We start from the raw sequence: 13,579 nt of genomic DNA on the forward strand, positions 1-13,579 counted from the left end.
ATATATAATATTTGATGTTTTATTATTTATCTTTGGGTTCCATGTAGGTAATAGTTTTGCTTCCCACTGTAGGAGTGGATTTTATGACAACACCTTCTTCGTTGAAAGTAACCGGGTCGATGTTCAGCAATCCCTGGCAAATACCACCGGCCTCACCTCTATATGAGAACCACTCTTTTCCATCCGGACCTTCGAATATGGCGACATGCCCTCCTAAGAAAACTTGAGGTTCTTTTTTATAAGGTCCCCAAATGTTATCGGCTGTTGCTGTTCCTACCCAGTAACCTTCTTCCAAATCATGAATGAATTCTGAATCTGTTTTTTTTCGATAAGGAGAGCCGGTATAGAGAATATATTTTCCGTCTTTTTTCGTCATCCAGGGCCCTTCCATATAGTCCGGGTCAAAATTTTTGCCAACATCTCTATTATCTGCTGATACAATCATTTTTCGTTCACCAATAAGTCGTATGTTATTATCCTCTATACCTGTAAGGTCAACTTCTTGTATGTACATTTCCCCGAAAGGCATGATTGCATATGTTTTTCCATTTTCATCTTCAAATAAATTAGTGTCACAACCAGCACCTTCAAGATAAGTAATATGTTCATAAGGACCTGTGATATTATTCGATACACCAATAAAAGCTTTAGTACCCATCTGACCGTCAGGGTTATAAGCTTCTTTGACCCAGTTATCAGCATAGAAAATAAGATAAAATTTATTTTTTATTTTGTGTATTTCGGGTGCCCAAAAACGGTGCTTATACGGGCAATTTACTACTAATTCGCTGGATTTTACCAGCCATTTTTCAAATGTCCAGTTTTTAAGGTCTTTAGAAGAATATAATCGTATTCCCGGAGAGGAGTTCATATCAGGTTTGCTCTCATCTTTACTGGTATGGTGTGTAAATGGATAATGAGTATAGACCAGATAATATGTATCGCCTTCTCTGATTATACAGGGGTCACGTAACTCGGTTATCATTCTTTCTGTACTCCCGTCGAAATAAGGGTAAGAGAAAGTTGAAGGATTGTTAAACGTAAATGTTTTCTCTATTAACTCAGGAGGTTCAGGGTCGTTATTCTCCTGTCCATTATTGGTATTATGGTCTATAATAATATCGGGATCAGATTTACATGAACAGACAGAGAATCCTATAATGATAAGAATGGTCAGGGTACAAATTATTTTATTTGTTAATATTATTCTCATATCTTTTTATTTTATAAGAGTTTCTTCTGTTTCTGTATATTGAATTGTTTTCGGACCGGTTGTCGGTTCAAATCGGGAGATGGTCCCGTCTTCATTAAAAGGTATCGGGTCTATGCATAAAAGTCCTTGGGATTTTCCTCCAGCTTCGCCTCTATAAGAAAACCACTCTTTCCCGTCAGGGCCTTTAAATACAGCGATATGCCCTCCTAAGAATATTTGAGGTTCTTTTTTATAAGGTCCCCAAATGCTGTCAGCAATAGCTACACCTACCCAATATCCATATTCTAAATCAGGTGTAAAATTTTTATTGTTTTTAGGTTTACGATAAGGCGAACCGGTAAAAAGTATGTATTTTCCATTACGTTTTATCATCCAGGGAGCTTCCATATAATCAGGATTAAATGTTTTGCCAACATCACTATTATCTTGAGCAACAATCATTTTTCGTTCGCCGATAAGTTTTATATCTCCTTGTTCTATACCACTTAGGTCTACTTCTTGTATATATTCGTTCCCAAATGGCATGATTGCATATATTTTGCCATCGTCGTCTCCAAAGAGATTGGTATCGCATCCGGCTCCTTTTAACCAAGAGATATGTTCATAGGGTCCGTCTACTTTATCTGATACACCGACAAAAGCCACGTATCCTTTTTCTCCAGCAGCGTTGTATTTGTCTTCTATCCAATTATCTGCATAAAAAATGAGATAAAACTTGTTTTTTATTTTGTGTATTTCGGGAGCCCAAAAACGATGTTTATATGAACAATCTTCCGGTAATTCGCTGGATTTTACCAGCCATTTTTCAAATGTCCAGTTTTTAAGGTCTTTAGAAGAATATAATCGTATCCCCGGAGAAGAATTCATATCTGGTTTACTCTCATCTTTACTGGTGTGATGAGTGAAAGGGAAATGTGTAAATACCAGATAATATGTATCACCTTCTCTGATTATGCAGGGGTCACGCAACTCGGTTATCGTATCGGTAGTTTTCCCGTTATCATATATGTATGAGAATGTAGAAGGGTTTTCGTATGAGAAAGTTTTTTCTATTGTCTTTGTTGATACTTTGGGTTTGCAGGAAAAAAATGTACTGAGAATGATTGTCTCTGCAAAGAATAACCAAAAATATGAATGGAAAGTTTTCATAATATTTGTGTTTATTTTTGAATATTGATATTAGTGGAATTTTCTATATTGAAGGGTTCGGCAGTTGTATGTATGGCTGGATATGCCGTGGAATGATTTATTTTATTGTGGCGGAATATTAATCCGTCCACAGATGAAACTTTTAGTATTCTTGGGTCGAATACGTTAAATGTATTATTCTCAATGATTATGTTGTGGTTGAAACGTGGAGAGTTTCTTTTGTCTTTGGAACCTGCAGCTATTTGTATTGCAGCATCGCCCCATACTCCGTAATTGCAATTATCGAAAATGTTATTTTTGATTTCAAGATTACTTACTCCACCTTGCTCGAACCAGTATTCAGTATCTCCCCCGGTCATGATTGCGGCTCCCGGAGTGTGAAACTTGTTCCCTTCTACGATAATTTTTGTTCTTGAGCCTAATAAAACCCCTCGGGCCCTATTGTTTTGACAGATACAATTTTTTAATATAACTTCCGGATATATAGCAGAGCCTACAACATCTTTTTCTTTAAGTGCAGAGGGTAGATTTTCTTTAAATTCAACTTGATAAAACTCTTTATTATAGCGTTTTACAGATTCGACATTGTTTATGGAGTATGTTTCTACTGTCTGCGCATTGACCAGTTCTACCTTTTGCCCTTTTTTGAATATGTCCATTCCGTATTGTTCATAATGGACTAATCGGAGAAGTAAAGATGTGGATGAAAGTATTTTTTCTATTCTCATGTAAATCCCATGAATATTTGTAGCGTCATCCATCTGATTTTCGAATAGACAGTCGGTAAGAATAATTTTTCCTTCACAGTTCGCAAAATGTGTGGCATCGGCAGTACAACTTACTGTTCTGTCTTGTGCTGCGGAAACTTTCATTTTGTTTACTGTAATATTCTTGCTTCTTTGTGCTATGACTCCCATCCCTCCACAATGATATAAAGTAATATTTGCAATATTGATATCTTGGGTATTATCTATAGTTATAGCTGGACATAATCTGTGGTTAGGTGCAAATACCATGGTATTTCCAGGTGTTCCTTTGACATCTTTTAGGTGAATACGTACTTGTCTCTGACCAATATTTTCGGCTTTTAGTACTGGTCCGGTATAGTAATCGTGCACTTGGTAAGCTGTCTCTTTTTTGAGGGTATTATATTCTAACAGGCTTCCATAGGGATATTCAATCTTTTTGCCATCTGTGAAAATAAGTCGTTCATTTTCTATTTTAAAAGGATATTTTTCTGGAAAATAAACCTCAATTTCATCTTTGTGAACAGCTTTGATGATGCCTTCACTGTGGAATGTCCGGGAGAAATCTATTGAAAAATTGTTTAAAATAATATTTTTACAATTTTTTATTACAAAAGGACAGATGTAACCATGGAAAATAAATGTCGCTCCACCCCCGTCGATTTCGAAATTTTTCATGTTGTCAATGGAAAATGTAATTCTTTTTTCTCCATCGGTATTGTTACTGATATAAACAGTCTTTTCTGTCGCGAGTTTTGGATAGAAATCATATTTTCCTTTCGGAAAAATCAATTTGTTTATTTTTTTTTCTGAACAATAGTTTATTGCATTTCTTACAGCGAGGGTTGCGTCCTTTCCATTATTTGGTTCGATGCCGAAATGAGTTATTGAAATTTCTTTGTTGGGAAAGACATCGGGCAAATATAGAAATAGGCATCCACAAGTCAGTATATATATAATAATATGTCTATTCATGTCCAATTTTTATAAGTCGGTTTCTAACATATCGCAATTCTTAGTCTCGATTAGACTACTTTTTTCTCCAGTCTTTTTAGGATTGGTAATCTGGTTATTTTTAATTGTTCCTCCTAATGTTGAGCCTACATAGATGCAAGGAATGTAGCAGTCAGATATATTATTATTTTCTATTGTAATGTTTTTGTGCAGCCCTGCCGGTGGTGTATTTCCGGTAAATCCGAATCCGGTAACACATATAGCTTCCGGATGTCCGTTTCCGATAATAGTATTGTCCTTGACTACGACATTGTCTGAACATCCGGATTCGAGCCACCATGCTTCTGGAGTGATAAGAACAGCATGCATGTTGTTGCATTCTAATGTGTTTCCGGAAACTTCTCCATCACTGGCTTTTATCAAAATACCTCGTGAGCGGTTATAGCCAAAATAACAATTCTTTACGGAAAAGCCGCTTCCGACACGGTTTCTGTCACCAATGATACTTCCTAAAGGGAAATTAACGTCTTTATCGACAGTTAAGTTTATGATTTTATTGTTTGGTTGTGTCAAGTTCTTTTTATTTCCCTCGTTCTGATTTAGTCGCTTGATACCGTCTATTTCTTTTGGGGATATTGTTCCACCATCTTCAATTTTTACTATTTTTACATTAGGTAATCGATTACCGTCAATGGTCATAATTTCGAGTTCATTTCCTACTTCGAGGTCGAACGAGTGAGGTACAATAACACGGATGGTCTTGTTTTTCCCACCGGCTGTCATATAATATTTGCCACATATGTTGATACCGTCGTCTCCTTGGTATCGGGCAAAACACTCTGTAAGTTGAGGACCTACATATGCAAATTTGCTATGGAAAGCGTCGGCATCGTTTGAGCGTATTCTTTGGGGACGTTTATACAAGTCTGTTTCGGGAGGTCTCCGGTCTATTTTACACCTAATGTAATTATTCTTTGTTCCGTTTGTTTCAAAAAAACCAAAACAATTACCTGAGTATAAAGTAATATCTTCAAGGCATAAGTTCGTGCATTCATCACTATAAATTGCATGAGGCATATTTCCGTTGGGTGTATAGTCATTATTTGTTACCAGAATGTCTCCTATTTCCTCTTTGTCGATGTTCGGGTTGTATTTATAGTTTTTTCCTTTACTGACACGATAAGTACGGTCTCCAATTTTTTCAAAAGGCGTCCATCCGTAGTAAGTTTCCCGTTTGAGGTTATGAGTGTGCGCATCAAATATCTCAATTCGTTCAACAAGATTATCAGGATAGTTATCATCTAATTTAAATTCGATATAAGATTTATCCGGTGCGAGTTTAGTAATGACTCCTTGTGTGAAACATAAGGGGTCATAGTCAATGGTCATACCTTTTAAGGATATATTTTTACAGTTTTCGAATGTGATTGCGCGAGTAGTCTCTGTACAAATCATTTCTACGTCATCCGCTATAATAGAAATGTCAGATAAATCTTTTAAATATAAGTGTTGTTGGTTTTGGGGTGTTATACGATATATTCCGGGAGGAATAGTTATTGTTTTATTGCCTTTAGCAATTTCTTTATTGATAAATCCTTGTAAATCAAAATCTTTGCCTCTGTTTTTTTCTCCATGAAACTGGCATTGGATAAATAGTATAAGAGTGCTTATGATAAGAATATTTTTGAGTATTATACTTACACTGTTGTGACGATATGTGGTGCCCATATTATATTATTTTTTGTTTGTAAGATAAGAAACTTATTTTGTTTTTTGGGAAATAGCCTCCATGAATATATAAGGGAGTAAAATGCTATATTTCATGGAGGTAATTCGCTATTTCGGGATCAACTATTACCGGAATATCTTATCGGTATAAGTTGACAGAGCTTATTTGAAGACGAGATTTGGCCTGATTCGATACAATGAAACCGATGGTAACATTTTGGTTCGAGTCGAGGCTGAATTCTACGCCTTGCTCTATTTCTCCAACATCTTCATTCCAGAGATAACTTCCCAATACGTCCGGATTATTTTCTATGTTGTTTATGTCCGGTAATTCGGAACCTTTATATACTACCAGATAACAAGTATTTGTTCCAGTAAATTTGTATGGAGTAAAGGCTATTTTGTACGCACCTTGAGGTAGTTGTAATGATTGATAGATTTTAGCATTGGTTAAGTCGGCAGAAGATGAGTAGAAGTCCATGACACCTCCGTTTTCGAGATAATATCCACCTTTTCCATTTGAAGCTAATACGTTAGGAGTATAACTCCAATCCTGAAGAATACCTACTTTACCTGTAGGCCTGTCACTACGTTTAAATGGTCCCGGATTTAGGATATAGGTTTCTGTAATGTCTTCCCATAGATGTACTACACTGGAGTATTCGATAACTTCTCCTGTAACGCTTGTGGCTGATAATTTTACATTATAAGCTCCTAAAGAAGGATATGTATGGGGCTTGGGATTTTCTTCGTCAGAGGTTGTCCCGTCCCCAAAGTCCCATTTATAATTAACGCCAAATGCTGTTGTATTGGTAAATGTAACTATTGTACCGTTCTTTTCGGAAGAGTATGTAAATCCGGGCCGAGCAATCAGAAAATCGGTATCGAAATCAATGACCAGATAACTTAATGCCTCGTTGATTTTAATATTAGAGTTAATAATTTTTACAGCTGTGGCATATCGTTTGTGTAGGTTATCCAATAAGAACTGCAAATCTATAGCCAAATCGAAAGTTGCTTTTTCTTCTCCGCTTTTTATTTGTACAGAGGATGGAACCGAAAATTTATCCTGCGGTAAGATTTCTGAAGTTAGGCCACTTTCTTCATCTGTTAATTCTCCTCCTGCTATAAGTTCTTGAACGATTTGGTTTTCTATAATTATATCGACATTTACATTTCCTTTATTATTTACACCGGCACGGTAGATACCCAGGGGGACAATAACTTTTTTGTTTTCCATATCCAGTCGATAACGATATGGTGCGTTGTTTTGTGAAATTTCATTTACTCTATATATACCCGATTTAGCTCCGGGCATATATAGTATCTGATCAGAATATTCTGCGTCGGCAATTTCCTTATATTCACAAGATGTAGTTACTAATGACGCAATACATGATATAAGGAGTATCTTTATGCCGTTTTTTATATTGTTTTTCATAATCGTGTATTTTATTATTAATAGATGTTTTTACCAAAGAGGGTTTTGTTGCCAGTCTACACCTTCGGTAGATAACATAGTTTGGGGGATAGGATAAAAATACATTTTCTTTTCGAAAACTCTTTTTTCTACTTCGATTTTTTCGTATTTCATACTGATTAACCCCGGTGTTATTTCTACTCCGTATAGAGGTTCGTTCAAGTCTCTTTCAGCTGTCATCCAACGTCGTACATCCCACATGCGATGATCTTCAAAGGCCAATTCAACTCTTCTTTCATTTCGTATTTTTTCTCTCATTTCAGTTTGGCTTAAAGTTGAAGGGAAAGGTGGCATATTTACGCCATTTCGCCCTCTTGTCTTACTGGCATAAATAGCAATATCTGCATTTCCCGGGTCATACTCATTTAGTGCTTCTGCATAGTTTAGATACATTTCTGAAATACGGAAAAATATCCAAGTATGAATGCTTGTTCGGCCTTGGGCCAAGTCTAAGTCTTCATCAATGAATTTGTGTAAATAGTAACCTGTTGTTGTGGCATTCGCTACGCCTTTTCCGTTTTTCCCTCCGGCCCAGCATTCGAGGTGTGTGTCTTTGAATGCGGCTTCATTAGTGTATATTGTCATTGCCAATCGAGGGTCTCGGTTAAAATACGGTTCTGATTTATGCCTGTTGTTATTCCAGTCAAATGTGGACCCGTCTGTCATCTCATAAGCATCTACAAGATTTTGGGAAGGTGTAATGCCTCCTTCTCCATTAGGATAGCCAATGGGAAAATTTAGTCTTTCAAAATCATTCTTTGCCCAACTTCTTCGTACCATAATCAATTCTGGGTCTTCGAATGTTTTTCCTAATGATGCGTAATTTGACCCTAAATTATAACCGGCTTCACCAGACAAATCTATTACGGCTTTTGCTGCGTCAGCTGCAGCCTTCCATCTTTCTTTGCGAACTTCCGGGTTGTCTCCGTTAGGTAAAGAAATTAATTCCGGATGAGCATAACCTCCTGTCCACACTTGGTTATTCCATAAATCACTTGCAGCATATAATAATACTCGACTTTTTAAGGCTAATGCAGCTCCTTTTGTTACACGACCCAAATTATCTTCATCGTATGTTACGGGGAGTCCGTTTTCGTCATCCGATAGGTCATCACATTCGTCAACAATAAATTTGATACAATCTTCTAATGAATTTCGTTGAATGGTACCAAAATCTGTATCCAGATTGAGCGCTTCTGTGAAGATAGGGACACCTCCATAGCGTTTTATAAGTTCAAAGTAATAAAAAGCCCGTAAGAACCTGGCTTCACGGGACCAGTTTGCTATTTCTGCTGTACGGGTTTTGTAAATGGCCTGAGAGTTTTCACTTGGGTCATTTTTATATGCGTCCAGATTGACAGGTTTTTTATTCGGATCCAGGTATACATTTACTTTACGTATTGCTTTGAAATATTGGGTCCACACGTCATCTGGATTATTGAATGCATTCCACGAACCCGAATTGAATGTTTCGGCACCTCCTTTATATGTATATTCTGCCTCGTCGCATGCTGATGCTCGCATTGCGTTTCCCAATGCAAAGAATCCTTCTTCGAGATCAGTATATAATGACATTGCTTGGTATCGCGTATATTCATATTCTTTTTCGACCTGTTCTTTTGTCAAAGTTGTGCGTAACTCTCTGTCCAAGCTGTCATAACAGCTACACAAAAGGAATGCTGCCAGACTTGAAATTACGATGTTATATAACTTGTTTTTCATCTTTCCGTTCTTTAAAGGTTAAAATTGAACTTTTGCTCCAAAACTGATTGTTCTTAAGGCCGGATATCCAGACATAATTTCCGGGTCAAGATCTTTTATATGATCGATAGAGAAAAGATTAGTACCGTTGACGAAAATTCTTAAATCAGCAGTTGTCTTGGCAGTTGAAATAAGATTTTTAAAGGTATAGCCTAATTCGATATTCCGAAGTTTTAAGAAATTTCCATTTTTCAGCCAAAATGTTGACCCTTGGTAGTTATTTTGGTCGTCGGATGCTGATAACCGAGGATAAGTTGCTGTAGCTGCAGTTTCTGGAGTCCATCGGTTCAAGGCTACTTTAGAGACATTTCCCCGTCCTTGGAATGCTCTGTAATAAGGCGCATCTAAATATACATCCCTATTCAACGCACTTTGAAAAAATGCTGTAAAGTCAAATCCATAGAATGTACAGCCTAAATTAAGACCTAACGTTATTTCTGGTATTGATGTTTTACCGATAGGATACCAGTCGTTACTATCTATAATATTATCACCATTTTGGTCTTTATATTTAATGTCTCCTGCTTGTACATTTTGCCATGTAGGTTTTGCTACATCCGGGTTTTGAATATCTTCTTTGGTATAAAAACCTAAGGCTTCCAGATAATAGGGTTGATTAATTTGCCGACCTGTGCGATAGAAATAATCTTCTGTCTGTATTGATTCTGAGTTATATAATATTTTATTTTTGGCCATCCATCCATCTAATTGGGCAAAATATTGTATTTTTTTGCCAATATTATCAGACCATCGGATAGAGGCTTCAAAACCTTGATTTTTAGTTTTTCCTAAGTTCATATATGGCATATCGGCTCCTATATAAGATGGGATGTTTCGGCTGGGAATACATAATATGTCAAAACGTCGATTATAAAAATAGTCGAAAGATATATCTAGTTTTCCTAAAAGATTGGTCTCGAATCCGATATTAAATTTTCTTTCTTTTTCCCAGCTGATATCAGGATTAGCCAGGCGACCTTGCATCAAACCTCGTATTGTGTGATTTTTGCTTGTCGTACCTAAAAAATAATCTGATGTATAGATGTATTCTTGATCGTACATGAAGCGGTCGCCGCCGATTTCATCATTGCCGGTAAGCCCATAAGATGTTCTTAATTTCAGATATTTGATGATATTGTTATTTTTTAAAAAATCTTCTTGGGAAACAATCCAGCCTAAAGAACCTGCAGGGAAGAAACTATTATGTTTTAAAAAGTTTTCAGAAGCTTGAGTTCCAAAGGAAAACTCAGCGATATAACGATTGTTGTTGGTATAGGTAAAACGTCCGCCAAATCCGATATGTCTATAAGGCTGCACAGCTCCTACATATCGTTCTTCATATTCGTACATAGCCATGGCATTGAGTTGGTGTTTCCCGAAAGTTCTATCGTAGTTTAAGAAAGCTTGTAAAGTTGTATTTCTCCATTGGTCTGATTGACTTTCGTCACCGGTTAATGTTTCGTCCTGTCCTCCTGCCAATTCATATATGGGTTCTTCGTCGGCACCTTTGGTTATGGAAAATCTTTCAAAGTCTTTCGTTTTATTTGAATATCCTATATAGTAACTGTTAAATGCGATGGCTGCCGATGCACTCAATCCTGGTGTTATCATATCTAATTTCTCGGTTAGTCGGAGAGCTGAATTTAGATTACGTGCATTGTATGACCAATATCCGGTTTCAGCAATCATTCCCAACGGGTTATTGAACTTAGTATTTCCACCATAGGTCCCGTTCGGATTCTTTACCGGGAAAGAATTCGGGTTGATATAATCGAGAGTGTTGAATAAAGAGCTTGTATTTTGTCCTCCAGGGTTCACATTATCTTCAACAGATAGCCCTAATGTGACATGTGCGGAGAAGTTCTTTGTTACATTAATATCCATATTGGTTCGGACATTGTATTTTTGATAAGTTTCATTTTTAGTGTCTTCCGACAAGTCTGTTGTTCTTTTCAAAAGTCCGTTGTTACCCAACATATTCAACATAACATAGTATTTTACAATTTTATTGCCACCTCTGAAGTTTAAGTCGAAATTATACAACGGAGCTGCTTTTCGTAAGACTTGATCATACCAGTCAATATCCGGATGATACAAGGGATCGCTTCCGGTAAGATAGGCTTGAAGGTCTTCTTCCTTATAAGTCGGTGTTTTTACTCCGTTATTTGCTTCTGCTTCATTATAAAGACGTGCAAAATCATAAGCTCTTAGATATTCAGGAAGGCGAGTTGCTTGTTGAAATCCCACTTGAGTACTAAAACTTATTTTAAGAGGAGATTCTATACCTCTTTTTGTTGTGACTAATAACACCCCATTGGCCCCTCTTAAGCCATAGATTGCTGTTGCAGAGGCATCTTTTAAAAATGTTACAGTCTCGATTTCCTCTGGTACTAAATGGTTAATAGTACTTTGATATCCATCAATTAAAATTAATGGTGCATTGTTTCCGGTAAAAGTGGCTATCCCCCGACCGGCATAACTTGTGCCGAAAGAGCCGGGTTCTTCAGACCCTTGCATTACTGTAAATCCGGGCAAACGACCGATAAGAGTATTCCATATATTAGGAGTGAATGTTTTTTCTAATTCTGCTCCTGAAACAGTTGAGATTGCACTTGATACCTGATAGTCGGGTTGTGAAGCAAAGGCTATTGCCCGAGTTTGTAGGTATTTAGACTTGATACTGTCTCCTGATGTTTGGCCTGAGAGATAGAGGGAACTACCTAAAATACAGGCCGTTAATATCATATTTCTATATATATATGTCATGGTGTTTGTTGTTTATGGTTAAAATTATATAAGTGAAAATTATTCATACCCAGGGTTTTGAATCAGATATAATTTATCCATTTCGCTTTGAGGGAATGGATGTCTATACATGCGGGTCTTAAATGATCGAACTTCAAAAACATAAGGTTTATATGTATATTCGTCCGATACACCTGCAATTTTGTATATTTTTATTCCATACATATTTCCCTGCATTACACCTTCTTGTTCTGCAATTTCCCAACGACGGATATCCCATAGTCTGTGACCTTCAAATGCCAGCTCTATACTACGTTCGTTGCGAATACGTTCCCGAAATTCTGCCTGACTTAAATTTCGGGGGAAAGGAGGCATTCCAGAACGAGCTCTGATTTCGTCGACAGCGTCATAGGCTTCTGTCGGAGGAGTACTATGACATTCATTTAATGCTTCCGCATAGTTTAAATAAAGTTCTCCTAATCGTAATATAATACCGTTGGGAACTACAGACTGAACAGAAGATACGCTGTAAGGTACCGGTTTATGTACCAGTGCTCCGCCAATACAGTTATTTCTTCCATCTTTGTCGTTAGGGTCGTTGGGGTCTTTGGATGTAAAATCTAAAACTAATAAGTCGTTGTTGTCCCATTTTTGTCCTTGGTAAGCTACAGACTGAGCAAAACGAGGATCGAGTTCTTTCAATTTTGCCATTAAATCATTTCCTCCATTATCGTCCCATGTTTGCTGCGTTCCATTTTTTGTCTCATATTTTTTAAGAAAATTGTAGGTTAGAGAACTTCCTGGCCCAAAGCCTGAGGCTCCGGTGTTAGGTATACGTGGTCCCCAAGGGAAATGCCATGGGCCCATAGCTTCTTTTGATTTTTCTGCCAGTATGATTTCACTATTATCGGGAGTTTCCCATACGTACTGATAATTTTTGTCTACCCCTTTATCTTTGATTAGGGAGAAGCCACTGTTAATAGCCTCTTGTATAGCCAATCGACTGGCTTCTGCTGCAGCTTCCCAGCGTTTATCATCTTTATTCCCATAGCAGATTAGTGCGTTATTTCCTCCAAAATCCATATATGGAGTAGCTGTATTAAATGTCGGGCTGGCTGCATATAATAAGATTCTGGATTTCAGTGCTAAAGCAGCTGCTTTTGATGCTCTTCCTCGTAAATTTGAGGGGTATTCCGATGCGGAAGGCAAATCTGTATAAGCATCATCACAGTCTTGAACCATAAATTTTACAACATCATCGATTGTCCCTCTGGGTACGTAGAAATTATCGTCTAAATCAAATCTGTGCCGCAATATAGGAACTCCTCCGTATTTGATAAATAATTGCCAATAATTATAGGCTCGAAGAAATTTAGCTTCGCCTCGTACCTGTTTCTTATAATTGGGATCATCAAAAGGTGCATTATCTATAAGGTCGATAATTGTATTTGTTCTGCGTATTGCTTTCCAATGTGTTGTCCAACGAGAGTCTCTGTTGTCGGAGGCAGTCAATGAAGCGGTGTTCCAGCCTTGTGCCCAATACCAGGTATTGGCTGCTTCACATTCGTCTGTCGCTGCACCCGAAAAACAGTCACGTTTATCTCGTGCATCCCACATCGGCAAGTCGCTGAGTAGTCCCCAATAATAGGTTCCTGCCACGAAAGTCTCGAGTTGAAGTTTTGAGGAGAAAATAGTATCTTCTGTAACATCTACACCCGGGGCTTTTTCCAAATAATCACTACAAGATGAGAACGATACAAGTAGAATGATGTATAATGGTATATATCTTAGTCTTTTCATTTT

8 protein-coding genes are annotated in these 13,579 nt (G+C 37.2%); all 8 read right to left on the reverse strand.

Features of this window, described 5'->3' with window-relative positions; genetic code table 11:
- Positions 1–22: 22 nt before the first annotated feature.
- Positions 23–1,213: a glycoside hydrolase family 43 protein gene (locus Cop2CBH44_RS11635; RefSeq protein ID WP_200754868.1), complete on the reverse strand. Its 1,191-nt coding sequence runs from the start codon at positions 1,211–1,213 to the stop codon at positions 23–25.
- 6 nt (positions 1,214–1,219) lie between these two features.
- Positions 1,220–2,362 (reverse strand): glycoside hydrolase family 43 protein, encoded by a 1,143-nt coding sequence (locus tag Cop2CBH44_RS11640; protein ID WP_200754869.1) that lies wholly within the window; start codon positions 2,360–2,362, stop codon positions 1,220–1,222.
- An 11-nt stretch (positions 2,363–2,373) separates the two neighbouring features.
- The gene (locus Cop2CBH44_RS11645; RefSeq protein WP_082430168.1) at positions 2,374–4,083 is read right to left on the reverse strand and encodes an alpha-1,3-galactosidase-related protein; all 1,710 of its coding nucleotides are present in this window, start codon (positions 4,081–4,083) and stop codon (positions 2,374–2,376) included.
- Positions 4,084–4,092: 9 nt separating this feature from the next.
- Positions 4,093–5,790, reverse strand: a complete 1,698-nt coding sequence (locus tag Cop2CBH44_RS11650; protein ID WP_055097206.1) for a right-handed parallel beta-helix repeat-containing protein — start codon at positions 5,788–5,790, stop codon at positions 4,093–4,095.
- A 139-nt stretch (positions 5,791–5,929) separates the two neighbouring features.
- On the reverse strand, positions 5,930–7,231 hold the full coding sequence (locus tag Cop2CBH44_RS11655) for a DUF5013 domain-containing protein (RefSeq protein ID WP_055097204.1): 1,302 nt from the start codon (positions 7,229–7,231) through the stop codon (positions 5,930–5,932).
- A 30-nt stretch (positions 7,232–7,261) separates the two neighbouring features.
- The gene (locus Cop2CBH44_RS11660) at positions 7,262–8,992 is read right to left on the reverse strand and encodes a RagB/SusD family nutrient uptake outer membrane protein (RefSeq protein ID WP_200754870.1); all 1,731 of its coding nucleotides are present in this window, start codon (positions 8,990–8,992) and stop codon (positions 7,262–7,264) included.
- A gap of 18 nt (positions 8,993–9,010) precedes the next feature.
- Positions 9,011–11,776, reverse strand: a complete 2,766-nt coding sequence (locus tag Cop2CBH44_RS11665) for a SusC/RagA family TonB-linked outer membrane protein (protein ID WP_200754871.1) — start codon at positions 11,774–11,776, stop codon at positions 9,011–9,013.
- A 60-nt stretch (positions 11,777–11,836) separates the two neighbouring features.
- Positions 11,837–13,576: a RagB/SusD family nutrient uptake outer membrane protein gene (locus Cop2CBH44_RS11670; RefSeq protein WP_200754872.1), complete on the reverse strand. Its 1,740-nt coding sequence runs from the start codon at positions 13,574–13,576 to the stop codon at positions 11,837–11,839.
- Between the last annotated feature and the right edge of the window lie 3 nt (positions 13,577–13,579).

The organism is Coprobacter secundus subsp. similis (genome assembly GCF_015097275.1).
GTDB lineage: Bacteria > Bacteroidota > Bacteroidia > Bacteroidales > Coprobacteraceae > Coprobacter > Coprobacter secundus.